17 protein-coding genes and 1 pseudogene are annotated in these 24,204 nt (G+C 61.1%); 2 read left to right on the top strand and 16 right to left on the bottom strand.

Annotation, left to right across the window (positions count from 1 at the left end; genetic code table 11):
* The 16 genes and pseudogenes from QCM77_RS04340 to QCM77_RS04265 all read right to left on the bottom strand — a co-directional run.
* Nucleotides 1-1,552: pseudogene (locus QCM77_RS04340) on the bottom strand (hypothetical protein); the annotation flags it as partial.
* 164 nt (nt 1,553-1,716) lie between these two features.
* Entirely contained in the window at nt 1,717-2,124 is a 408-nt protein-coding gene (locus QCM77_RS04335) for a hypothetical protein (RefSeq protein ID WP_279683667.1), read from the bottom strand.
* A gap of 144 nt (nt 2,125-2,268) precedes the next feature.
* The gene (locus QCM77_RS04330; protein WP_279683666.1) at nt 2,269-2,721 is read right to left on the bottom strand and encodes a hypothetical protein; all 453 of its coding nucleotides are present in this window, start codon (nt 2,719-2,721) and stop codon (nt 2,269-2,271) included.
* A 74-nt stretch (nt 2,722-2,795) separates the two neighbouring features.
* Nucleotides 2,796-9,908, bottom strand: a complete 7,113-nt coding sequence (locus QCM77_RS04325) for an LPD38 domain-containing protein (RefSeq protein WP_279683664.1) — start codon at nt 9,906-9,908, stop codon at nt 2,796-2,798.
* Nucleotides 9,909-9,937: 29 nt separating this feature from the next.
* On the bottom strand, nt 9,938-10,108 hold the full coding sequence (locus QCM77_RS04320; protein WP_279683663.1) for a hypothetical protein: 171 nt from the start codon (nt 10,106-10,108) through the stop codon (nt 9,938-9,940).
* Complete coding sequence (locus QCM77_RS04315) at nt 10,108-12,618, bottom strand: hypothetical protein (RefSeq protein WP_279683662.1); 2,511 nt, start codon at nt 12,616-12,618, stop codon at nt 10,108-10,110. The genes QCM77_RS04320 and QCM77_RS04315 overlap by 1 nt, the downstream gene beginning before the upstream one ends.
* Before the next feature lie 1,740 nt (nt 12,619-14,358).
* The gene (locus tag QCM77_RS04310) at nt 14,359-14,688 is read right to left on the bottom strand and encodes a hypothetical protein (RefSeq protein WP_279683660.1); all 330 of its coding nucleotides are present in this window, start codon (nt 14,686-14,688) and stop codon (nt 14,359-14,361) included.
* 160 nt (nt 14,689-14,848) lie between these two features.
* The gene (locus QCM77_RS04305) at nt 14,849-15,226 is read right to left on the bottom strand and encodes a hypothetical protein (protein WP_279683659.1); all 378 of its coding nucleotides are present in this window, start codon (nt 15,224-15,226) and stop codon (nt 14,849-14,851) included.
* Complete coding sequence (locus QCM77_RS04300; protein ID WP_279683658.1) at nt 15,195-17,390, bottom strand: AICE element replication initiation protein; 2,196 nt, start codon at nt 17,388-17,390, stop codon at nt 15,195-15,197. Before QCM77_RS04300 ends, QCM77_RS04305 begins: the two co-directional genes overlap by 32 nt.
* Entirely contained in the window at nt 17,380-17,700 is a 321-nt protein-coding gene (locus QCM77_RS04295) for a hypothetical protein (RefSeq protein ID WP_279683657.1), read from the bottom strand. Before QCM77_RS04295 ends, QCM77_RS04300 begins: the two co-directional genes overlap by 11 nt.
* 8 nt (nt 17,701-17,708) lie before the next feature.
* Entirely contained in the window at nt 17,709-17,945 is a 237-nt protein-coding gene (locus QCM77_RS04290) for a helix-turn-helix domain-containing protein (RefSeq protein ID WP_462804311.1), read from the bottom strand.
* A 121-nt stretch (nt 17,946-18,066) separates the two neighbouring features.
* Nucleotides 18,067-18,981 (bottom strand): hypothetical protein, encoded by a 915-nt coding sequence (locus QCM77_RS04285; protein ID WP_279683656.1) that lies wholly within the window; start codon nt 18,979-18,981, stop codon nt 18,067-18,069.
* Between the two features lie 535 nt (nt 18,982-19,516).
* Entirely contained in the window at nt 19,517-19,897 is a 381-nt protein-coding gene (locus QCM77_RS04280; protein WP_279683655.1) for a hypothetical protein, read from the bottom strand.
* Nucleotides 19,898-19,962: 65 nt separating this feature from the next.
* On the bottom strand, nt 19,963-20,427 hold the full coding sequence (locus tag QCM77_RS04275; protein WP_279683653.1) for a hypothetical protein: 465 nt from the start codon (nt 20,425-20,427) through the stop codon (nt 19,963-19,965).
* Complete coding sequence (locus QCM77_RS04270) at nt 20,424-21,527, bottom strand: XRE family transcriptional regulator (RefSeq protein ID WP_279683651.1); 1,104 nt, start codon at nt 21,525-21,527, stop codon at nt 20,424-20,426. The genes QCM77_RS04275 and QCM77_RS04270 overlap by 4 nt, the downstream gene beginning before the upstream one ends.
* A 14-nt stretch (nt 21,528-21,541) precedes the next feature.
* Entirely contained in the window at nt 21,542-21,838 is a 297-nt protein-coding gene (locus tag QCM77_RS04265; protein WP_279683649.1) for a type II toxin-antitoxin system RelE/ParE family toxin, read from the bottom strand.
* Between the two features lie 435 nt (nt 21,839-22,273).
* Here QCM77_RS04265 and QCM77_RS04260 point away from each other — a divergent pair, with 435 nt between their 5' ends.
* Both QCM77_RS04260 and QCM77_RS04255 read left to right on the top strand, forming a co-directional pair.
* The gene (locus tag QCM77_RS04260; protein ID WP_279683647.1) at nt 22,274-23,101 is read left to right on the top strand and encodes a hypothetical protein; all 828 of its coding nucleotides are present in this window, start codon (nt 22,274-22,276) and stop codon (nt 23,099-23,101) included.
* 79 nt (nt 23,102-23,180) lie between these two features.
* Nucleotides 23,181-24,203, top strand: a complete 1,023-nt coding sequence (locus tag QCM77_RS04255) for a site-specific integrase (protein WP_279683645.1) — start codon at nt 23,181-23,183, stop codon at nt 24,201-24,203.
* Nucleotide 24,204 lies beyond the last annotated feature (1 nt).

Here is a 24,204-nt window from a genome sequence, read left to right as displayed (position 1 = left end):
GGCCGCCATGAACCCCGAAGCCGGACGGGCCGCCATAGCCGATCTCGTACTTGATGCAGCCGCGGGCCACGGAATAGATGGCGACGTTGTCGAGGGTGTAGGCCGACTGCGTGCTGTTGGAGTAGACGGAGCTAGCGCGGATCGAGACGTACTTATCGACAGCGACGTTTCCGACATTACTGACGATGGAAACCATCATGGGAGATCCGACACTGCCATCGTAGTCGACACAGATAGCGAGGTTCTCGCAGTGGGCACCTGTGTTCATCTGGAACGTGCCGCCGCCCCCGAGGCTGATCGCGGTGCCGGACCACTTCGGACCGCCGACGCTGGTCTGCCAGTTGTTGTCAAAGGTGAACGAGAAGTTCCCCGAGAGGACGATCGCTGGCGACGGCGACAATGTGCCGTTCGGCACACAGAGGCCGCCATGAACCCCGAAGCCGGACGGGCCGCCATAGCCGATCTCGTACTTGATGCAGCCGCGGGCCACGGAATAGATGGCGACGTTGTCGAGGGTGTAGGCCGACTGCGTGCTGTTGGAGTAGACCATATAGGCCGTACCCATCACACTGCCGCCGCCGAACAGGACGAGGTCCTTGAGAATGGCATCGAAGGCGTTGTGGTGATTCTGCGGATCGCCCAACGTTATGAAGTTCGTGGCGTTGACGTTGTCGCTCTCGCACTGCTTCAGAACGCTGCCACCCCGAGTGTTGCCGCGAAGAGTGACATAGGCCGGGACCTCGAGGCCGCTGCAGACGAGCGAGGCTCCAGAGGGCACGACGCAGACGCCGCCGCCATAGCCGCCGGCGTCCTGGAACCAGCTCCCGATCGACGCATAGCGCAGGCAGGCGCGAATGGCAGCGCCGTCGTCGGTTGCTCCGGCATCGCCACTGGCTTTCACGTAGTTCTGGACCGCGCCGAACTGGCGGATGTTGATATCGGCAGCGCCGCCGGCCGAGATGATCTGCCAGCCCGTCCCGCCTGCGTCGGTAAAGCTGGCCAGGGGAGCGTTCAACGAGGCGATGGTGAGCGACGGCTGCGTAGCGCAGCCAGGGATCGCTGGAGAGAACGCCGTGAAGGTCAAGACGTCGCCAAGGCGGTAGCCACCACCGCCGGTCCCGGTGATGGTGAAGGAGGACATGGTGCCGCCGCCACCGATGGTCACGATGCCCTCGAGGCCGGAGCCGACGCCACCGACCGGGCTGTAGCCGAAGTAGGTCCCCGGGGTGCAGCCGGAGCCAGCACCGCTCACCGTGGTGCCGTTGACCTGGGCATCGAGAAACGAAGCGTTGCCGACGGTGTTGGCGGTGAAGGTTGGCTGGACTGAGCAGCCGGGGACATTGACGGCCGTCAGAACGTTCCCGGCCGTGTAGCCGAGTCCCCGCCCGCCGGTTCCGGAGAAGACGATGACGGTCGCGACGGTGCCGGCAACAGTCACGGTCGCCTGGGCGCGCCGGCCGGAGCCGCCCGTGAAATAGATGCCGGCGGTCGTGCCATTGGTGCAGCCGGTGCCGCCCGTGGTCACGGAGATGGACGTGATGGGCCCCGGCATTGTTCTGAAACAGCGCCCCGCCGCCATCGCCGGGGAGAGCGTAGCCGAGCGTCTGGATGGCGCTGAGGGCAGAGAGATTAATCGCGGCAGCTGCCAATGCCTTCGCGCGCATGCGGGCTTTCGTGGCTTCTGTGTGGGGGCGACGTTTCACGTGCAACTACCCCCTATCCCCTCGTTCCGAGCCTACGCGCGCCGCCGCCCGCGCCTTGGGGCGCACCAAAAGAGGCAGAGACGCCGCCCAAGCCGGCGGCGCCTCCGGAAGGCGCCAGCATTACCGGGACGTCTGCCCGCACCCGTGACGTGTGCTCTTGGGGATCGACCTGGCTCGAAGAGCGCCCCTCCAATATCGAAATACGCGCCAGCGCGGCACGGACCGATCCCTTCAGTTCGTTCACCTCGGCACGCAGTTTTTGGATCTCCGGCAATTTGTCGAGGCGCTCCTGCTCCAATACCTCGGCACGTGCCTCGAGCTCTGCAATGAACGGCTCGCTATCCGCCAGCAGCATCAGGCCAACAAGATCGTTCTCTGCCGGCATTGGACCAAACGCCGGCACGACTTCCGCCGGGTTCAACTGCAGGATCCTCAGTCGAGCGGCATCGTATCGCGGACTCAATTCGTTGATCCGAGCGATGTCACGACCGGCTTGCGATCTCAGCCCCTCGGCCGAGCGATGAGAATCCGGGACGATTGCGTCTCTCTGCATCTGTTCGTTCTCCTATTCGACGGGTCGTTCACGATTGCGCAGCAGCGCACGCAAGACCCGCTCGAGTGCCGCGAAATCGGCGGGGACTGATTGGCTGAGATCCAGGATTGACGGATGATCAGGAACTCCGTCGTAGCGGAGCAACGCGCTGAGAGCGCCCCGGTCGTCCAACAATCTCATCTCAATGTGCTTGGCCAACACGCCATCGAGCCGAATGTCGACGAGCAGGACCGGTTGGTCGTCGGGAAGGGCCTCGGGGCCGTTCGACGTGATCGCGGCACGCAGCGGAGGATCGGCACACGCGATGCGCGCCAGTTCGATCAGGATTCGTCCTCGATCGAGCTTTCGCAGATCGACGATATGATCGCCAGCCTTCCGTAGCTCTTCGACCCGGGCAACCACATCAGGCATTTGGGATAGGCGATTTTGATTGCCGCGATGCCAGGGATAGCCGGCGGCGGTCATGGCGTCTCCGCGCGACTTCCCGTCGGCGATCGCCTGGGCGAAGAGTTCGTGTCGCCGATTCCGCAGCCGCCCCATCAGCGCACCTCCGTGGGCACGATCTGCAATCGTCGCTTCTGCGGCCTTCTCACGCGCTCCCCACCGAATTCGTAACCGTCGGCTTTCGCGTCGAACGCGAGCGCGCCGAGGTCAGCCTGTGACCCATCCCTGATCAGCGCCCGCTGAAGCTGCGGGTACGCCGCAGCAACCGCCTCCGTGGTGTAGATCTTGGCCGTGGCATACCGTGCCGCGATCTCATCGGCGACAAGCGGTGACAGCGAGTGGATTTTCGCCATCGAGGTCTCCGTGCTGATCATCGGACGGCCGGCGTAGCCCGGCTCCTTCATGATGACGAAAGCGTTTCGCATCTCGAGTTGCGCGAGTTCCCGAATGTTGTCGATCAGGTCGCGCCGCGTGGTCGGGTCGATCTTGAGAGGTTGGCCCGACTCGAAGGTGTTGAATGTGTTGCCAACCAAATCTCGCCGCATGCTGTTGAGCAGCGCAACCGCGTCTGCAGCTCTCACCAAGGGATGCAGCCGCTTTTGGTCGGCATTAAAAGCCGGCTTGCCATCCTCATTCGCGGCGGACTTTAGTGTCACGAAGGCCTTCTGGCTCGACGGCAACTGCGAGAGAAGTTGCTGTGCATCGGCATCGTGGAACGTCTTCACGAGGTTATCGTAGCTCGCGACGTTCTGATTGTATTTGCCGTTGCTCTGGCCCATCAGATCCCAGAATTTCGTGGTCACGTCAGATGTCCGGGTTGGGTCTTTGATGAAGCGGCGGAAGAAGACAGCATCATCCCAGTTCGCTACCGGCGCGTCCTGGTCAACGCCCTGCGACAGCGCCATGGCGTCGCGGCCCCACGTGCCAAATGCAGCCCCGACGGCGTAATCGACCTTGATCGGCGAAACCCCGATCGTGCGGCCGATGTATTTGGCGAGCGCGCTGGTCCGGTCCGTGTATTGTTCGGCCGGGGTCCGGCGCGCGATCGTGTCCGGGACGATATCCCGGCCCGTAAAGAGGCTCTTCCCAGTCGCCAGCTCGATCGGCGTCCTGATGATCGGAATGTCCGTGAGAGGATTCGGGGGCGCCAAAACATCCCACGCGGCTTGCATGAATTGTGCGGCCGCGCGAGGATCGTCCTGCGCAAACTTCTGATAGGCATACTCGCCAGCCGTGAAGCCGAGGCTGAGCTCGAAGGGCTTCGGCACCAGCAAGACCTTGCCGCCCACTGGGATCACGAGATGTGTTCCCTTCAGCTGGGGACTGGCATCCCGGTAAGCTTCACTGCCGGCGTTGAGGGCGGCCCACCCGGCGCCGAGTACACCGCCGGCGCCGAACACCTTACCCCACGACGCCAGCGCGTTCCGGAACGCCGGCGCGTCCGACGCAAGCACCTGGTCGCCGCGCAGGCGATCCAGGACCGGCTGGACCATCGTCCTGTAGGCCTTATCGAGGCCTTGCAGGTGCGCGTTGATGAACGGCACGTAGCGCCGGACGGCCTCTGTGCGCGAGCCGTGGCGGGAAAAGTCGAGGAGGTCTGTCGCCTGAAAAGCAGCCTCGACCATGGCTTCGTAGTCCGACATGCCCTGCAGCTTCTTGGCCTCGAAGACCTTGCCGAAGACGGAGTTGCGCGTGCCGGCTTCCGTGAAGGACGCAAGCTCCATCGCCCCCTTGAAAGTGGTCACGCGATTGACGAGGTAGCCCTTCTTGGCCAGCGCGTTGACATCGGCCTCGATCGCTCGCTCGACCGGCGCGATCGACGAGCCCGGCGAGACGCCACCGGCGACGCCGTAGAGCCGAGCCGCCTCGCTTTGCGTGAACTCACCGTGGATGCCCTTCATGCCGCTCAGGATCGGGACGTAGTCGCTGCGCAGCAGCGCCGTGGCGAACTGGTCACGGATATAGTTCGACAGGGCAAACGTCGGATTCGTGACGATGCCCGTCCGTACAAGTGACGATGAGGCAGCGATCACCTCGGAAAACAGGTCCGTCATCTTGGCCGGCAACGCCGTCACAAGCTCATACAGGGGCAGGCCCTCGGCCTCAGACATGAAGCGCGCGGCCCGCAGCTCGCCGCCTTCTTTGTAGAACACGATCGGCTCGCCACGCTTGCCCGTCGGCTCCATCTTGAAGAAAGAGCCGATGATGGGGTCCTCCCCAAAGACATCCGTCAATGCACCCGTGATGAACGCCGTGTCGTCGGCATCGATCCCATGCTTTTTCGCCAGCCGCTCGACGGCGTCTGCCAAATCGAACGTGTATTGCCGGGCCTCCTGTGCGGGCACGCGTTCGACATATTTGCCGCCGGCGAGCTTGGCTTGCTCGGCCAGGCGCACAAATGAGCGGATGACGTCATTGTGTTGCAGCGTCCGGTTCACCAGGAACGTCTGCATCATGATGCTTTCGATCGGGTCCTTGATATCGCGCGAGGAGCCCGTCATCCGCTTCACCACCTGCGTCATGCCGGGCCCCTCAGGAGAGGACTCGAAGCCTGACGATGCCAGTGGTTTGTCCGACATGTCTCGCATGAACGGAACGTAAAACTCTTCGGTCCCAAGCTTTCCGTAGAGCTCGGCCGGGATAAGGCCGCCGTCATAGGCCTTGCGCAGGAGCTCGCGGGTGTAGGCGTGCACCATGTCCGCGGCCTGCCGAAAGGTAGGATTGTTCGCCTCGAGATCGGCCATCGCTGTTGCGGCGTCGCCAACTGAAAAAGCCGCGGGCGGGTTCAGCAGGCGCCCATCCTTGAATTTGCGCCACAGCACCTCGGCGCGGCGCGCGACCAGGTACGTGCTGAACTGCTCTTTCTTAACGGGGTCCCACTTACCCCAGCCGCCGGAATTCCGACCGCCCGTGGCCGTTTCGAGCGCGGCCGAGAGCGATGGTCCCTCCGGGGTCGTGGCATGATAGGGACGGATGCCTTCCATCATGTCCCCCACCGCACCCTGCTGCGACCGCCCCGCAAGGCGCATCAGGATCTCGGGATTGTCGACGGCCTTGAGATCGAGCGGCTTACCGGTTTGCTCGCTGATCGCTCTGGCCAAGTCGCGGACCGCCGTGGCCACAGGCGCGCGCTCATCGAGTATCGCGCGGTAGGCATTTTGAAGCACCGATTTGACAACCACGGGCAGGCCATCCTCCCGCACGGCCGCGATGCCCTTCGCGATCAAGCCATGCGGCTCCTCGTCGACGCTGCGCACCACCGAGCCGATCGCATTGACGGAAGGCGCATCGAGATAAGAGCGGTACGCCTCGCCGGCGCGATCGATCGTCGACAGAACATCGGGGGCTCTTTTCCGCATGAAATCGCGAAAGGCGTTGGTGAACTGGGGAGCATTCTGCTCGACCCAGGCCGGATTGCCGATGTAACGACGGACGAACTCGGCGAAACCTTCCTTGACATGGACCGACGGATCATAGGCTGCCGGGTTCGTCACCATGGGCCGCAACTCGGTGGCGAACCGCTCGGTCAGATCGGTCAGGTCCTGCCCGACCTTGTATTCGATCGCGTGCCCCGCCTCATGTGCCACCACCTCAAAGTCCGGCACTTCCCGCACACGAACGACACCCGTGCCAGGCATGAACACACCCAGCGCCGATCGGGGCCTTACCCTCCCCTCGCGAAGGGGGAAGTCCAGACGTTTAGCCAGGTCCATCGCCTGCTGCTGCAGGCTTTGCAGCGCGATTTGCCGTTGCGCGGACGGCGGCGGCTCAGGCACGGTTGCCACCGCGGTGCCGGCATCGCTATCGCCTGGGACACCCTCGGTCGGTCTCGCCTTCTCCATTGGCAACCGACCACCGCCTTGGCGGCTGCTGAGCGCGGCAAGCCCGGCGTCTAATGCTGGCGATATATCCCTGTTATCGGAAGCCAGATGCAGAGCTGCTGCACTCTCGCCGGTTGCGCCGCCAGGCTGGGTTAGTCGGCCGGCAGCTCGGCCTTGTGCTCCTTGATTGCTTCCAGGGAGCGGCTCTCCAGCGCCTCGGCCGCTGATCGCAGCGTCTTGTCGTTGTACGCGTCTGCCAACCTCCGTGCCGTGCGCGCTATAACCAGAGCTGCTGGTGAGGAAAAGGCCGCCCTCTTCGGTTCGTTTGACATAACCCTCCGCTCCTTTCCCCGCTGCGAGCTTCTGCACGTCCCTGGCGGTCACCGGTACTAAGCCGAGGTCAAGCCCAGCATCGGCCGTTACTTTACGCGCCTCCTCGGCATAAAACCGGAGAGCGTCCGAAATCCGCTGGCCGGCGGCCGCGCGTCGCCCAGACGGATCGTAGAACATCCGCATGAACGCTTCCACCGGTTCGCTAAGCCGATCGAAAGCATCCTGTTGATCCAGGTGCGATTGCAGCTTCGTGCCCTTCGCGCGCAGATCTGCGGTCCGCTGAACTGCTTCGAGGAGCTCGGGCGTCAGATCCATGTCAGCACGCACTAGGCCCGTACCGACGTCCGCGCGCATCTTCGCCCAGTGCGGCGCCGCCGCGACCAGGGCATTCGAGATGCTCTTGCTGTCATCGGTCAGGCTCTCCGCAATGCGCGTGAGCACATGCGCATTGCCGTAGGCACGGGCAAGGACGGCGTTTCGAATGCGGGCGAGGCCCTCCGCCGACAGCCCTCCGCCGGCATCTAGCATGGCCGCGCGCTCGGTCGACGGCAGCTTCGCAACAAAGGCGCGCGTGAAATCGCGGTTCGCCAGCGCGCCCAGGTCGTCGAGGTTGCGGATCAGATCGAGCGTTTCGGCTGGAAGCAGGCGAGCATCGGCGAGCGCTCGTTCCGGCGCAGAGAGGCCCAGGGACGCTGACTGGTTTGCCGCGACCGTAAAGGCTTGGCGCTCTTGTGGCGATAATTCGGTTAGCCGCACGCGAACAAGCACAGGCTCCCTGAAGTGCGAAAGGTCGACGCCTTGCCGGGATAACCATTCGCGATATCGTTGCGCGCCTTCCCTCTCCTCCTGGTAGGCGCGGCGGATAGCCATGACGCGGCCATTTCCGCTTTCAACCAGCGCATCGGGCCCCACAATAGGCGCGCCGCGGTCCGCCTCGGCGGATACGCCCAGGCGCTCAGGATCAAGGCGATTCGCGATGTCGGCAATCTGTGCTTGGCTTGCAGCCCTGTCGCGGTCGCGCGGCTGCAGTGCCTGATCGAACCCCTCGTCCGATGATGCCTTGAGGTCAGAGGCCTCGATCACGCGGGGAGCGACATCGATTGAGAGTCCGTCGGCCGAGACCACGCGATGATTGGCCATGCTCGGGACGGCGTCGCCGATGAGGTTTTCGGCGCCAGGGCGGGGCCGCCGGCCATAGGAGATCGCTTGCGGCGTTCCAAACACATTGCGGAGGAGCTTCAGGTTCTCGCCCTTGGCCCCCACGTCGTGCGGTATCTTGTCGTCCCACCAGACCACGACGCCGTCATGCCCCTGCGCCTCGATGATTTCGCGAAGACGCGCTGTCTGTTCGGCGACCTTCTCCGCCGAGCGACCGTGAGGGTTTGGCGTTTCCCAGCCCGCTTGCTTTGTCAGCGCGCGCCATTGCTCGCCATCGGTAATCACGAGAGGATTTTGGCCGATGCTGCCGATGCCCGCACGCTCGACCTGCGGTCCGAAATCCTTCGCGGCATCCTCATGGAACGCAAAATATTTGCCGTCGCCGAGAATGGGCACCGCCGTGCCGTTGTAGCCGCTCTCCTTCGTTTGCCGCCCGTACCCACGAAAAAGGTCATCCGGTATTTCGGACGGAAGATTTGCGGCACGAGGAATTGCCGCCGTCTTCTCTGCGAGCGCGGCATCGATCTTTGTGATCTTGTTCCCTGGATGCATGCCGCGATAGGCGGTCAGGCCATTGACCTGCTCCGGCTCCCAAAGCTCAAGCGGATGCGCGCCTACACTTGGCGTGTCGGACACCTTGATGTTGCGCGATCCTGGCGAAATACCCCAGCGGTCCTGCTGTTCATTCCAGGTCGCCAGCGACAAGGCGCCATCGCCATGATCTAGGACACGCCAACGCGTATCCTCCGGCGCACCGAATCCGCCGATCTGATCAGGCGAGACGTAGACCGTTTTTGCGCTGCGGTCTTTCAACCCGAAATCGCCCTCATGGCCAACCTCAGAGCGTGCGGCCTTGTTGCGGGTCGTCGTTCCGTCGTTATGGACCTGATAGGTTGATCCCTTCGCGGTGGTGAACGTCGCTTCCGCACCTTCTCCGACGCTCGGCGACTGAGACGGCTCTTCCGATGCTTGCGATAATGGGGGTTTATCGCCGGCCAAGCTCTCGCTGACGGGAGAGCCCTCACCAGCTTCGCTAGCCCTGGTCACATCGGGCGGTGCAGCCTGTTCCGGTGCGGCAGGCTGGCTATTGGTCGTCGAACTCGCGAACTGCGGATCCTCCGATGCCATATTGGCATGAATATCCTTGATCCGCGCCGAGGAGATCAGTTCACCACCGACGTGTAGGCCGCCGCCGATGATGGCGCCGATACCGAAGGCCCATCCCGTTTGAGACAGACTGTAGTTCTTCTGCACGCCGCCCTTAATGCTGAACATCTGGACCAGCGGATCGATCGCCGCCGTGATCGCACCCTGCTGAAGAGCGGCTTTCGCCGTGCGAACCAGAAAGGTCCCACCCTTCGCTCCCCACCCGAGCAGGCTTTCAGGACTGCGCAGTCCGCCGGCGAGTTGCCCAACCAGTGCCGAGGCGCCCTCCTCCGGCGTATCCCACGGACGGACTGCATCGTATCGCGCCAGGTCCGATACGATGCGCGAATACTCGTCGCGGCGCTCCTTGAACCACTGCTTTTTTTCCGCAGATGCGCTCTCATCCGGCAACTGGAAAACATGCGCCAGACCGGCCAGCGTGGTCGAACCGTTCAGGGTGCCGCGGTAGAATGAATGCACGGCATTAAGCCGGCCGCGCTCGACAAGGCCGGGTTCGCCGGCGTCCGGATCGGCATCGAATTGATCGAAGTGATTGGCCGGCTTCGCGCCGGTATCATCTGGGAGGGTAGGATTCGGCACCGGAGAGGAATCGTTCTGGCCTGGCGTATAGCGAGCGGCCTGCTGCTCATGCAGCCTCACGGCATAATTTGTCGCGTGCTCCGGCGTGTCGAACGTGCCCAAGTGCTTGCCCGATCGCCGATACTGTTGGACGGCCTCGTCGTCGGCCATGATGCGACCGTCGTCGCTGACGGTCGGGATCAAAACCTCTTTGCCGCGATGCCGACGGACATCGAGCGAACGGTGCTGATGGTGCCGTCCTTGTTCTTGACAACTGGCCGCGCGTCGAGATCGATGTTCCCCCTGTCGAGGAGCCCCTCGGGCCTGTCTTGCTGCTGCTGATCGCCCTGCTCAGTCGTGATGCCAGCCATCAGCGCACCGGATAGGCTTCGAGGATCTTCGCCGCGGCGCCGGCGCCGTACTTCCGATCGAAATCAACCGACAGTTTCGGGTTGGCCCTCAGATCCATTACTGCCCGGACAGGCAACGACACTCCGGCCTTCTGAGCCGCAGCGCGCGCAGCGGCGCCGGCGTCGACCAATTGCTGATCCGGTCCCATGCCAAAGCCCGGGACGCCGCTTTGCACGGCGATATCGCCGGACGACATGCTGCCGACGGCACGCTGAGCGGCGCCGATTTCGGCTGCGCCCTCTACGGCGCGCGCATCCTCGGCATCCGGCAGCTGGCCCAACCCGAGCTTCTTGATGAGCCGCGCTGCCACCTGGGCGACTTCGGTATCAACCTTGTGGGCACGGAGCGCGAAGGCGAAGGCGGAATCCGCATGGTCGCCGAACGTGCTTTGAAACTTCTGAGCCATCGAGGTCAGCACGTCGCGCTCTTGACCAGGCAGCATGGTACGGAGCGGCCGCGTGAGCGTGATGGCCTCTTCGTGAGTGATCGGAGACTGGTTCTCCTTGGGAATGCCAGCACGCGTCTGCGCAGCGAGCCGGGCTTCGACCAGGTTGCGCACAGAACCGTCACCGCCAGGCGCCGCTTCAGCGGCCTTGACCAGCGGATCGGCCTTTACGGTCGCAGCTGGATCCGTATCTCGCTGCTTGCGCAGTGCTACGGCGGCTTCGTTCGTCGCCGTGTACACAGCCTGCTTTCGGATGAAATCCGGGTCGCCTGCCTTCGGCGCGATCGAATTCAGCCGGTCTTCGATCTGCGCATTCGTGAGCGACGGCAGATCATGGGTTGCCGACCACGTTGCCAGAGCGTCGTTTCGATCGTCATCCCACTTTTGCGCAGCCGTGGCCCCCAGCGCGTGCTGCACGCGGTATGGGTTGAGATCGTCGACGCCGCGACCGGTTGTCAGCATCGACGACAGGTCGCTTTTGACGAGCCCTTCGACACGCTGGGTTTCCATCGCCGTTTCTGACTCTGCATGAGAGTAACGGCGACCGAGGTAGGTGAGCGTGGCCGCCTCCAGGGCGGGCCCGGCATTACCGGCCTCGAGGAGATCGCGCGCGCGAGAGAAGGCCTCGGACTTGTCCGGCAGCAGACGCCCAGTCGCCGCGTCGACCTTTCGTTCCCACAGTTGGGTGAACTGCCGGCTGGTGACGTTTTCGACGCTGCCGAACTGCTGCTTGTCCCGGTCAGGAATGTTTCCCCAGATTGCGGCCTTGGCCCAGCCCTCACCTTTTTGCTGCCCCTCCTTCGTGGACAGCATGTTCTGCCACGCCGGCCGGTCCGGGTTCGCTGTGTGCGCAGCAAAGCCGCCGACGCCCTGCTGATGCGTCAAGTACATCTCGGCCGGCGTCGGCAGGCGACCATATCTCTGCTCGAACTCACCGGCCTCGTTCGCAAGCTTGCGAGCGGTCGCACGCAGATTGTCGCGCGCATTGAAGATGTCGCCGCCCCCGTACTTCTGAAACTGATCGTCAGAGAGCTGACCCAGGCCTTTGTAACTACCCTTCACGGCAGTCGGGTTGCCCGAACTCTCGATGCGGATCACGCCGCGCAAGAGCGCCGGATCGAGACCGGCGATCGAGGCCGCACGGTCGACTTCGTCGTTCAACGTAGGAGCAAGCGGCGATTGACCGAGCGCTTCGTCACCAATCTGCTTACCGATCTGTTGGGTACGGATAGGCTTTAAAAACACGCCCGTGTCCGCCCTGCTCTGCGCGTCCATCTGGGGCGCGTATTTCACGAACATCTTTACGGCAGCATCGGAGTCGTTGCTGGCAGTCTCCTTGATGATGCGTTGCAGATTGCGGCCGCGGTTCTTGCTGACTTCCGCCCCGATCGCCTCGTCATCATAGCCCTTTTGTTCGAACAGCTTTCGAACTTCATCATCCGAACCGTGCAAGGCAACTTCCATACCTTGCGGGTCGTTGTTTTGGTTCGCGATTGACGCCAGGTTCGCGTTGTTGCCTGCTCGATCGACGGCGGTCTTATCTGCCCACGCCCTCGATTGGCTCGCCGCGTGGACTGCGGCATAGCGATAGAATTGAGACGTGAGATACCGCCCCGACTTGGCGACCATCGCCCTCTCGGACTCGCTCGGCGCTTGCTCCATCGCCTGCTTGTACAGACCGTCGAGGTCCTGCTTGTATTGCGGCAAGTCCTCGATTGCGGCCCTGCCTTCGAGCGTCGCATATTTGGCGTGGCGATCCGTGACGCGATCGGCGAGCCACGTCCCCACTTCCGCCGCGTGCACCTCGTTCTGCTTTTCCTGGTGCTCCGAAGCGATTTGCAGACCGGTATTCGCTGCTTTCTCGAGGCCGGCACCGAAAGTTTCTAGCCCCTGCGCTATTCCACCGCCGAACATTCCAGCATCGGTCGTGATGCGCTCGCGCGCACCCGTACCTCCGCTGGGGTCGACTGTGGGGAAAGGCGTGTATTCGAGCGGATGGCCCATCGGCACCGAGCTTGATTTCATTGCGAAGGCACCGGCCGACTTTCGATAACACTCGATTATCGAACGCTTCGCCGGCACCCCTTACTGCGTCGGTGCATCTATAAACCGCTGATCTCCCCGCCGCGAACTACTGAATGTCGTGAGAAAATTCGTACGACAAATATCTCTGTCCGTGGGGACCATGTTGAGCGACGACCGCGAAGCAAGCGCGCGCCACTGCGCACCGCAGGATAATCAGTCCACACTTGCGACCTCAGAAAATTCCCCTCCCCCCTTCCTCAAATTTCCGCACCCCTGTCCGGGGGTGTCCGAAGGCGGCGGGATGCAATCAGCGCATGGCTTTGCGCCAAACGAGTGAAGGTGCGCAACCGGTGAGGCTTGGACGGCTCCGCTTCGATGTGGACGACGTTGGACGATGTGCGAGATCGCTGTAAGCGATTGAAATTTCGCCGGAATGTCGGCGCTGGACGGCTTGGACGGCTTCTCGCGCTCTCTCTACGCACTTCGTCCTGTTGCCATGATGGACGCGCGATGTGTTAGCGGGACGTTCTGCCAACTCTGTACGCTCTTACTGACGCCCCTTTCTTTTTAAAGAATAGAGCCGTCCAAGCCGTCCAAGCCGTCCAAAACCCTATGTTGACAGGGCAGTTGGCAGATTCGTCGAGCCGTCCACGGCCGTCCAAAGTTGTCCAGATGACTGGCCGCCGAAACAGATCATTAGGAATCATCGCGACACATTTCTGTCGAACTCGATCGTTGATCGCGCTCGCCAATCTTGACGATTCCGCGCGACTCGCGGCCGCCACGATCGCCGGCGGCCGAATCCTTGCCACACCAGATCGCTCCATCATGCAGGTGGCGCAGAGCGAGGCGTGTAAGACCGCCCTGCAGAGGGGGAGAGTCCTTTCAGGTCCAAAAAGTCCAATTGTCGCCCCAGTTGCGAGACGCATGGTCAAGCCGTGCGCAGGTCGCCCCCGGACAACGTGCCGGAAACTTGAGAACCAAGGGGTGCGGGGAAATAGACAAGCGGATTGCCATCATGGCCGCGCCCGCATCGACAGGCGTGGTGCAGCCTCGAACAGCCGCAATGAGAAAATCCGCCTGGCGGAATTACAGAAGGGGCAACCAGGCGAAGCCAACAGGCGCGCGCGCCCTCGGCGCTCAAGGGGCCAATTGGCCCCTTGGTCCGGTCCCCGCGTGGGGAGGGCTTGCCGCTGTCTCCTGCACACAGAGACCTTCGCGAACGAAAGAGGGCGAGAGTGATCAAGCTCTCGCCCTGGTGCACGGGACGTCCCAAGCGCCGCCGCCGCGCAGTGGGAAGGTAATCGGCAAGCTGCCGGACTTCAATAATGCAGATGATCTCCATGCGACCGAGCCGGAACAGCCGCGTTTTTGCCGGCTGGCCGCCCGCCGTGCTCTCAGACTCGCAGGGGCGCTCAAAGGCTCAATTGAGCCTTTGAGCGCGGTCTAGTCGCGCTAGACCTTTTGGCGGCCGGGGTTCGCATTGGCGCTTCCCGCTCGGGCAGGGCCAATACTTCGTGCCAGTCCGACGACCTGTTCACACAGAACCGGTACCCAAGCGGCCACCAGTTTCGCCACCTATCGCACCGTAGCTCACCGTGCGATCCCGCTCGATCTGTCAGGCCCCCCCCCGCAATTGCTCAATTGAGCCCTTGAGAAGCCGCGAAGAATTGTGCCCGCTCGGAACAATTCCCCGCACGGCCGTGGCCCCCGCAGTTCTCTGTGGGTACAGCGGGAAATTTAGGCCCTTCCGCTTCGGCACCGCCTAAAACTCCGGCGTAGTGGCACCCCATGACGCTCGAAGTACTCCGCGACGCGCCGATCCTCACGATCATCGTCGAGGTATAAGGCGAGCGCCGCCGAATTTCCCTCCAACAGCATTTCGAGCGCTACCCTGCTGATTTTCCAGCGCCCGGCGATCAGCCGACCGATGCCGTGCCCTTCGCTCCAGTTAAGGATGGTCCGCTCCGTCACGCCGGCTCTTGCTTCGGCGCATGCTGAGGTCATCGCCTCTTCGGAAACGAACGGCTCCAGGATGTGCCAACGCTCCTCAGCATTCGAATGAGTCATCAAGCGCTGTTTCCTCAGCTTGACCAGGTGGTCCGCCGCCGATATCGGCAAGATGGAGAACGGCGGAGGACGGATCAGAGGCTCAATTGAGCCGCTGAGTACTGCGCGCTGAGCGGGTTAGGAACCGCACGGAGGACCAAGGCGCAAATTTGCGCCTTGCTCATCGCCGGGGTTGGGGCCGGAATTGCATCACATTCGAAGCTTCCGCCGCCTCGCCATCGTCGGAAACCGTCGAGCGCAGAGCCGTCGCTAGGGTGGCTGGCGCGATGCCCAGGTCCCGCATGACGGCGCGCAAGCTGGGCTTGCTGCGGATGGTCGATAAATCGCGGCGCCCTTGTAGCGCTTCGCTGAGCTCGCGGGACGGCAATATCCGCCGCATGTCACTCTCGGACAGGCGCTCGAACCACGCATCTAGCTCGTCGCGTTCGTGGATCCTCTTCGGCACCGGCACGTCCAAGCCATCGACCATCTTCAATTCCTCTTCCCCAGCACGGCCGGACCGCTTCTCATCCTCTGACATCGTGCTGCTCTTCATCATCTCGCTCGCCGCTCACCGCGCTCGCCGCAGGCGGCACGATCGTGATCGTCCTCGCTCCGGAGTGCCTCTTCTCAACCGTGAAACCTCGAGACTTCAACAATGGCGAAATACGGTCAATGCGATTCCCGAGACCTTGGGATGTCGTGGGCCAAGACCGCTGCTTTCGAACCCCATCAGAGACCAAATCGGTCGCGTTCAGCTTGGTCAGCAATTCTGTGGCCGTGCACGTCAGCCCATCGGGGAAGTCCCTCCGGACCAGCTTCCCAATTGCCACCGCGACAGAATCGGCTTCGTAAGCAGATTCTGTAATCTCTTCCCTGTTCGCCCGCACGACCTTTTGAAAGCTGCCCGGCTCCCATCCGAGGCCGGACTCTGCTGCGGTCACAAGCTTCTCGAAGTCCGCCATTCGTCCCGATCGCTCCAATCTCGTCTGGGGCAAGTTGCGCAATGCAGCGGACATTGCGCTCAGGAGGGCACCGAGCAATCGCGGTCGGGCTCGCTCAAAGTTTACCCAGATCTCGTCCTCGGGTCGGCGATCGCTCTCGGGTATCGCACGCAGGTGTACTGTCAAAGCGCGATCGGCCAGGTCGGCCCGATCAGTCAGTAGTGGAATGCCGTTCAGCATGATCGGCCGCTGCCCTTCAAAAATGGTCTCGTCTCTGTCTGTGTGAAGCGTTCGCGTTGCGTAGCCGCCCCCCGTGGAGAGCCGACATAAGGCATCTGCCAGCCAAGGCGGGACGTTGGACAGGTTGTCGAAACCGAGGATGTGACTGTTCGAAGCCGAGACGATCAGATTGTGGTCGTCCTTCGGTACCGACCGGATAGCCGCCGCGCTCGGGTCGACGAGCTCGCGCAGCATTCGCGAGACCATCGACTTGCCGGATCCCTGTTCGCCGTTCAGCACCAGGATCGGATACGGGCCTTTCGGGCGAAGTGTGGCCACAAGCCAACCCACGATCAGCATCCATTGATCTTCAAACACGTTCAGATACAAGCGCAGTTCCTCGATCATGCCGCCTGCCTCGGGCTGCGGCATCGGTCGCAGCGAAGCAGGCCGCATAAATTTGACAGGCGCCGCGGCGACGGTCCGCCAGTCGTTCCTGTTGATCTCTACGGACCGCCAGCTCGCATCGCATAGATCAAGATAGATCTTGCCCGCGTGCTCTCCAACCCGAGTGAAGGGCTTGTACTGCCTGCCATCATGAACAGCACGTGCCTCAAAAATCCTAATCGCGTCCTCGAGCGATTGCCCTCCGATCGCTCGGCCGGTCGCATGGTAATATCGGCCGGACAGCCACATCCGGAATTCGCGCGATTTGAGTAGCCAGTTCTCCTGATGCGAGTTCACCGGGAAGGTCGCATATGCGAGCCGGTTCGCGTCATGCCAGAACTCACAACAGTCAGTCAGGTCGATGACGACGTCTCTCTGTGTAGGCCGCCGGCGGCCGGCCTCCCCTCCCTCGGCAGCGGCGCCGCCATTCGGAGCGGGGCGCGCATCTACCACAAGCTGCGCGGCTTGTGTCGGCGTCCATCCTTCGGTCAAGGCATCGTCAGCATCCCAGCCTGTGGCCACACCGGCCGGCGGCGAGATGATGGTTATCGGCTCGGCGCCGGCCGCGCGCGCCAGCTTCGCCACATCCTCTGCGTATTGGAGCCCGGCAGCATCGCTGTCCGGCCAGATCGTCACGGCCCGGCCGCGCATCGGCGCCCAGTCGGCTTTCGATGCGCTCTTTGATCCGTTCGGCGAGGTAATGACAACCATGTCGAGCAGAAGCTGTGCAGCCGCGTCGGCCGCCTTCTCTCCCTCGGTCACCAGAACTGGCGCCTGAAGGCGCTCGGCCAGCCGATCGAGGCCATATAGGGGCCGTTTGCCGGACCAGCTCTTGAACCTCCACTCCGGCTTTGCACCTTCCGTGGTGCGCCCGAAGGTTAGCGGGAGGAATTGCTTCCCCTCGACGGTATTGAAACGCCGGACATAACCGAGCAACCGGCGCGCCTCATCAAGATACGTCCAGGTCCCGGCCGCCTTGCCAAAACGGGAATGCGATGCCGGCGGCCGCGGCGCATCGTCAGGCACCGGCATGATTGAATGCCATTCCGTTCGGGAACGCCGCCGTGGCGCCTCCCCTTCTCCAAGCGGAGCGAATGCGTCGTTATCGCTCATAGGGATCGATCCCGAGCATCGCGGCGACACGGACCGCCGCGTCGCCTTGCTTAAGCTTATGGATGTAGGCGGCCAGGCTGATGAGATCTCCGCCGCCGTCTCCCGTCGCGAAATCGGACCAGCGCCCGGTCTGAAGGTTGACTTTGAACGAGCCCTTCTTGGCATCTGCGCGGGTAGGATTGATCGCCACCCACTCCCGGCCCTTTCGCCGGCCGTCTGGCAACCAGCGCTCGACGATCCTCTCGCAACTCGACAGCGCCGCTTCCGCGACACGGCCGAACGCAATTTTGCGCACCACCCTGCCTGACATCTGAACGCTCAGACGGTCAGCTTGGATGAAGACTCCGCGTCCGGCTCAGCGCCAACAAGGCTCAGCAGTGATCGGACATTTACAATACGACGACGCCCGACGGATTTGGTAGCTAACCGCCCAGAGGCCATGTGCGCATAAAGTGTGGTACGGCTCAGCCCGGTCGCACGGCACGCTTCTTGTACTGTGCAGACCGGGCGCAGATGAAACGGAGGTCCCTCGGTCGTGCAGGTATGCGCTGACATTTGGGTCGGTCCTTTATTGACAACCGCGAACAAAGGCGGCCGGGAACCGACATACGAGAGAAAGCCAACCGCTCATAAATCCGTAAGTCGTAGGCTAGGTCTCGCACGACAAAAAGTCAGGTTAGGCCGCAACCAACTCGCGCAAGATCTCTTCAAGGTAGATTTCCCCGTCTCTCCAATCGCTGAGCTCGCAACACTTCTCCTTCGCAATCTTGGACATTCTAGAAATATCGGCCTGGGTCCGCGGGCCCTGTTTCGACGCTCCCAACGTGATGGCGAAGCTATCACGCCAATGATGGACGTTGCCTCGGATCCTCCTTTTTATGTCGAGCGACTTGTTGAAATGCCTAGCCAGAGCAACGACCGCGTCTTTTCCATTGCCAAGACTCCGCATGCCGTCGGCCTGCTTCACTATCACCTTCTCGTTGGTTTCCCACAGACGCGCTGCCATCATAAGCACGAGCTGTTGCCGACGCGTCTCATCGTCTGTCTTTATAGGACGGCCTGCGGCCGTGTCGATTTCACTGAGCTCGCGCTTGCCCCTTTCGACATGGTCTGTCGGCACGCTTTCCGACTGCACGCCGGCTATTGCACGGTCGATGGTCGATCGGTTCTCGGGCTCTTGAAGCAGATATTCGATCGAGGTCGCGAAGTGACGCCTGAGCCAAAATGCTAGCCCGTCACCACTTATCGAGACGCCAAGGCGTGTGAGCTCTTCGGACAGGGCAAAATTGCCGACGTAGGTTCCGGGAAACCGATGCACGACCCGCACATGGTCGTCGTCGCCTCGCCTAAGCTCTGCAGTCTGCCAAAACAGCGGATCTCGATGGAAACGCTCCTTCCGCGACTGCCGGTGGTACACTTGGCCGGAAGACATCGCTTCAAAGAAAACGCCCTGCACAGCCTCATCTGGCGCATGGGACGCCAAATGAGTTCGCACCATTTCCAATGCAACACCGATCGTGATGGGGCCGACGCAATCGCTATTCTCAGTTCGCAGCCGACCGGCTTGCTGGTCTGATTCATCGTATGACATGTCCGTCCTCCACCCGGGAAAACCCACAAGAAAACGGATCGCGGGGGCAACCGATGTGGGGCGTCGGCTTTCAGCTGGCCGGCTTAGCCCCCGCGGAGTCGGGGCGATGCAAAGCATCTCTCGCAAACGCACTTTTCAATTGGAAACGCATCGTAGGAAAGTCGGAAAAGCATCCCGGTCTGTCCGCGCACCGGCGGACCACTGAGGCAGCGCCTCAACTCCTGGGAGCCAACGCTCCCTTCACGCGCGCCTCGAAATGCTCAAGCCGAGCACCCGCGCCGTGCACGGGAATCAGCATAGTTTGGGAATCGTCGTAAAGCCATCCACTTTTCAACAGCGAAAGTGCTGGCCTCAATCCTCCTCAGGTTGAGCGGTGACAACCCTCTGAGTTGCGATAATTAGGGCTTACCGCGACTGTGCGCCCGACGACACCGCCGCTGAGGGTGAGAACTCCATCTGTCAAGAACGGCGGTCTCCGAAATCTGTCTTAATGGTCAAATGCAGACGATTGCAGCGCCCCTTCGGTCGGGCCCACTCAGTCTGCCTCTCGAGAACCGCCCTTTGCGCTGCGGAGCCACGCTGATAAGGCATCCTTGCCGGAAGTGACAGCTTCGCTCAACTGCCACGACGTAAGAGCGGCGTCCTCGCCTGAAAGCGACAACTCGCTCAGCCTGAATTCTTCATGAATTTCTTTGAGCGCTTCGGTATGGTAGCAGTTCAGTTTATTGATCCGCTCCCATACCCAACTCGGTAATTCCACTGACTCGCCACGATTAATTCGCTGAAGCAAGTCGTGCACCTGCTGATCGCGTTTGACCCTGGACGAAGGACGAGTGGACTCCTGGACGTATAAGGCGAGAGCGAGCCGCATCGCCTCTCCCAGATTTCTGTATTCCGCCGAGATCCTTTTATCCATGTTTGCCTCCGAAACATTAGCGAGCTCGATCCGCAGCAAGTCCTTCAACCGGCGAGCTATCCCAGCTAAGCAGCGTCTTCCGCCGCTTCCAATTCGGCCAAGTCCATAGTGAAGTCGAAAACGATTTGGATCGCTTCCGCCTCAGGATGGGCGTCGTTGTAGCTGTCAACATCCGTCTTCATCTGTCGACAGTCCCCGACGATGCCGCGTCGGCGATGCTGAAAGGACATCAGCATGTGGTCGCGTGGAGCGGTTCGGATGTCGTCCCAGATCATCTCCGTCTGGCCCACCGTCTCAAGAGGTGCGGGATGCAACAACCGCACACGGCGTCCCTTGCGGTCGGTCATGTATTCCTCGCGCATGGCCGATGCGATGTCATCAGCACATCGCCTTCGAATGGCGGCGGCTGGCAACTCCCACCGGCTCGTGGAGATTGCCCAATCGGCAATATTCTTCGCCGAGGTCGGCCACGGCAGCCCCTCCAAGCGATACTCATCAACAATACGCTGCATCTGCTTTACGTAAGTCATGAGCTTACTCCATAACCGTCGGTTAGCGCAGTCTGCGTGATGATATGCCGAATTCGCGGCTGGTACTTTTTGAACAATTCCCATCGCTTGGTGCGCCGCTGTATCTGTCCTGCGACGATTCCCGGATGGCGGCGGACAATCCGAGCAAACCCAAGCATGTTCTTCTCCGAAAACATCGGGTTGTGGCGCAAGATAAAATCGCTCATTGCACCGAGAGGAACGCAGTGGTTTGCTGCACTCCGGTTGGCAACCTTTTCGCTTTCGTCGTCGAACTCGCCATTCTCCTCGAAGTCCTCAATAATGAGGTTGTCCTTTCCATCACCGTTGAGGACGTGCTCGAGTTCGTGCCAGAGGTCGAACCAAAACTTGTCAATCTGATCGCCCTTGAGCGTAAGGCCAATAACTGGCGACTTATTTTGGTTGATCCAAAAGCAAACTCCCTGAATTTCGGAACCGGGAATGGGCTCTACAATGACGAACCGTACTCCGCACTCCAGCAGGATGCGGGGAACATGGCGAATCTCCTCCGGTTCGACCATGAGTTTTTCCAGTTCGGGAATCTTTGCCCTTAGTGTCGCGCCTGAGAAAGGCGGAGCCTGCAGCGAAGATGCCAATTGATTAACGCGAAAAATCCACGCCCACTGATGCGCAGTCACTTCTCTCTCGTAGTTGCGACGCGCCGCGTGCTGAAATTCGATGGGATCATCGACCGAATTGAGCCCAAAGAAAGTCAGCACGTTTTGCTCCAGCTCGACAGGCGAACCAGGACAGATCCAGCCTCGCTTGCACATTTCCCTAACAGGGAAGCGCTCACGAAGCTTTGCAGCACGAGCTATAGAATCGTCGCGGGGCGGTACCTTCGAGAGCTGCCACGACGTCTCTAAGTTCATCCACAATTGCGGAGACGTCCCGAGCGCAGCAGCAAAATCCGCAGCCGTTTCCGGCGTTACGCTACGCTTTGCCAGAATGACGTCATTTACGAGCTTCTGAGACCGACCGATAATTTCCGCAAATTCCGTCTGCGTCCAACCTCGCGCCTCAAGTTCGTCTGCCAAAAATTCCCCGGGAGGAAATACTTCGGCGGCTACCCTGTGTGCCATCTCGGTTTCTCCCTCTAGTGGTAATCCTCGATGCTCATGACTTTGACTACCTTCAGAGGAGCATCCCCGCTTAGCTCCACGATCAGGCGCCACTTCTTGGTCAGGCGCATGGACCTTTGATGAGATCGTGCGCCTTCCAATTTTTCGAAATGCAAGCTCTTAAGGGCGTAGAAGTCGCGCTCGTCTGGAGCAGCCCGTATTAGCTGCATAACCTTCCGAAACCCTTTGACGATCGCTTTGTCGAATCCGCCGTCGAATTGGAGATCAGTTTCCAGACGGTCGAGATTTTCGTCGGCAAAGTCCACGTCCATGTCGCCCTCATGGACACCAGATATAACCCATTTACAGGCTATTTCAAGCCATTACGTCGCGCAATGACGTAATATGATTTAACATATTGAAATTATGCCGTGTTTTTACAGATTATTGGTGGGTATTTCCAATCCGCGCGAGCGGAAGCGCCCGCATCATTTCTTGCTAAGGGCTTGGTCAACAAGGCGTCGGACGGCCTCTGGTCGCGTCAAAGAAGCATCCTTCTGTTTTGCAATCCAAGAATCCAGCGCCTCCAATTGGACCGGCGGCATTCGGACCTGCAACGGCGTCGCCCCGACCGGCGGTCGGCCCCGCCCCTTCTTTTTTCTGGTATTAGAAATTGACATGCTGAATTTATGGTACTAGAAAATAGGCGAGTCGGAAAGGTGCTCGTAACACCAATCCGACCCTAACCATCGAGCACGAGGTAAGTCATGCCGAAGGCTGATTCCGACGATAGCACGACTCCGTCTGGAGATACCGATAAGAAGGTTGCCAGCTCACGCAAGACACCTCCGAATGAACGCACCGGCAAAGCCCCGCCGGACAAACAAACGGAGACAAGTTCTATGCGTAAAACAGCAACCGCCAATGCCACGCCGAAGTCGCTCGCCCTCCAACCGTCTCGGCCGTCAACATTCCCACACCGTCGACCGAAAGCGGTCCAAGATAATAGCGCAGGCTCGGCCGATCCTCTCCTTGCCTTGTTCGATCTATATCGTGAGCAAACCACGGCCCTGGGAAGGGCTACGTTTATAATGGATTGCTTCGACAAAGATGCTCCAGCACCGCACCATCGCCGGCCGCGCGTGTCTCTGTCACCGCAGAGATACGCCTTCAACGCTGCGGATATCGACGCATTTTTTGATGACACACCAGATTTCGCAGAACACATAGCGGCGACCTGGATAGGCGCCCAATCGCGCGAAGAGCTACACGAGGAGCTTCGATCACAAATCGAGGCCTTTAAAAAGGTGTGGGCTTCGATCTCCTACGAGCAGGCGAAAGAGCAGCAGGAGACAGCCCAGGCAGCCGAACACGAAACGCTGATGCGCATCGAGAACTCGTTACCCATCACGATGGAAGGATGCGCCGCTCTGGCTTGCTTCCTGCTGTCGATGATCACGGAAGGCGACGAAACCGACGACTCCGTCGAAGCACTGCACTGCCGCAATCTCATCAAGGCGCTATCCAGGCTTTCCGGCAAGCCAACGCCTGATGTAGCGGGTTATGTGCACTCTCTTGGTTACGATTTCGAATAGCAATCTAATGCCGCCGCCCGCGCGGCGGCGGCATTCATCTGACTTTCGATAACCCTCAATTATCAGAACGGACAACGCGATGACCACCGAGCTCATCGTGCAGACCACGAGTCTGCCCACAGTTATGGAAGAGCTGCGAGAGCGCGCCGGCGAGTACGTGAAGAACGCGCACTCAAAGAACACCCAGCGCGCCTATAAGACCGACTGGGGGCATTTTGATGCCTGGTGCACGGCGCATGACCGCTCTTCCTTCCCCGCGGACCTCTTCGAGACGATCGTGCCCTATCTTACGGCTTACGCTGGCCTCCTTAAGGTGTCGACCTTACTCCGACGCCTAACCGCCATTCGAGTGATCCACCGGGCCCGTGGCTCGAAGCTGGATACCTCCGACGAACGCTTTCGCGTTTTCTGGCAGGGCCTGCGCAACAAGCATCATGTGCGCAAGACAAAGAAAGCGCCGCTGATGTCACCCGACTTGCGACGAGCCATACAGGGCCTCCCGAATACATTGCAGGGCCATCGCGATCGTGCCCTACTTCTGATTGGGTTTGCCGCCGGGCTTCGCCGGTCTGAGCTCGCTGGCCTTTGGAGGACCCAGGATCCAAACGCTCCTGGGTGGATTGAGGAGACTTCCGACGGCCTCATCGTGCAACTAGCCAGCTCAAAGACTAACCAGGCGGGCGAGGAAGAAGCGATCGGCATTCCCTTCGGAAGGGACGAGACCGTCTGCCCTGTGCGTGCCTATAGAACTTGGCTTACCGTCTCAGGGATTACGACGGGACCGCTATTCCGGCCTGTCAGTCGACATGGCAAGATGGGCCAGCTCGCGATCACAGGTGCAGGCGTGGCTCTGGTTGTAAAGCGCGTCGTGGGAAGGACTGCCCTATCCGAGGGAATAACTATCGAAAAGGCGTTGGCATTGGCTCGCACCTTCTCCGGACATTCCCTTCGCTCAGGCCTAGCCACCTCGGCTGCCAAAAATGGAGCGCCGGGGCATGCGATTCAGCGGCAGCTTCGGCACAAATCGTTCACAACGACTTTGGAATACATCCAGATGGGTTCGCTGTTCGAGGGCAATGCCGCAAGCTTCGCCCTGGTTTAGG

The sequence above is a fragment of the Bradyrhizobium nivariense genome, assembly GCF_029846695.2.
Taxonomy (GTDB): Bacteria; Pseudomonadota; Alphaproteobacteria; order Rhizobiales; family Xanthobacteraceae; genus Bradyrhizobium.
This window is presented reverse-complemented; position numbering and strand designations above follow the sequence as displayed.

What these genes read in the sequence shown, in the direction of transcription:
- QCM77_RS04320 (WP_279683663.1), bottom strand. Translation starts at nt 10,108, where the DNA reads ATGGCTGGCATCACGACTGAGCAGGGCGATCAGCAGCAGCAAGACAGG.
- QCM77_RS04280 (WP_279683655.1), bottom strand. Translation starts at nt 19,897, where the DNA reads ATGGATAAAAGGATCTCGGCGGAATACAGAAATCTGGGAGAGGCGATG.
- QCM77_RS04265 (WP_279683649.1), bottom strand. Translation starts at nt 21,838, where the DNA reads ATGGACGTGGACTTTGCCGACGAAAATCTCGACCGTCTGGAAACTGAT.
- QCM77_RS04270 (WP_279683651.1), bottom strand. Translation starts at nt 21,527, where the DNA reads ATGGCACACAGGGTAGCCGCCGAAGTATTTCCTCCCGGGGAATTTTTG.
- QCM77_RS04275 (WP_279683653.1), bottom strand. Translation starts at nt 20,427, where the DNA reads ATGACTTACGTAAAGCAGATGCAGCGTATTGTTGATGAGTATCGCTTG.
- QCM77_RS04285 (WP_279683656.1), bottom strand. Translation starts at nt 18,981, where the DNA reads ATGTCATACGATGAATCAGACCAGCAAGCCGGTCGGCTGCGAACTGAG.
- QCM77_RS04305 (WP_279683659.1), bottom strand. Translation starts at nt 15,226, where the DNA reads ATGATGAAGAGCAGCACGATGTCAGAGGATGAGAAGCGGTCCGGCCGT.
- QCM77_RS04300 (WP_279683658.1), bottom strand. Translation starts at nt 17,390, where the DNA reads ATGAGCGATAACGACGCATTCGCTCCGCTTGGAGAAGGGGAGGCGCCA.
- QCM77_RS04290 (WP_462804311.1), bottom strand. Translation starts at nt 17,945, where the DNA reads ATGTCAGCGCATACCTGCACGACCGAGGGACCTCCGTTTCATCTGCGC.
- QCM77_RS04310 (WP_279683660.1), bottom strand. Translation starts at nt 14,688, where the DNA reads ATGACTCATTCGAATGCTGAGGAGCGTTGGCACATCCTGGAGCCGTTC.
- QCM77_RS04255 (WP_279683645.1), top strand. Translation starts at nt 23,181, where the DNA reads ATGACCACCGAGCTCATCGTGCAGACCACGAGTCTGCCCACAGTTATG.
- QCM77_RS04295 (WP_279683657.1), bottom strand. Translation starts at nt 17,700, where the DNA reads ATGTCAGGCAGGGTGGTGCGCAAAATTGCGTTCGGCCGTGTCGCGGAA.
- QCM77_RS04260 (WP_279683647.1), top strand. Translation starts at nt 22,274, where the DNA reads ATGCCGAAGGCTGATTCCGACGATAGCACGACTCCGTCTGGAGATACC.
- QCM77_RS04330 (WP_279683666.1), bottom strand. Translation starts at nt 2,721, where the DNA reads ATGACCGCCGCCGGCTATCCCTGGCATCGCGGCAATCAAAATCGCCTA.
- QCM77_RS04325 (WP_279683664.1), bottom strand. Translation starts at nt 9,908, where the DNA reads ATGGCCGACGACGAGGCCGTCCAACAGTATCGGCGATCGGGCAAGCAC.
- QCM77_RS04315 (WP_279683662.1), bottom strand. Translation starts at nt 12,618, where the DNA reads ATGAAATCAAGCTCGGTGCCGATGGGCCATCCGCTCGAATACACGCCT.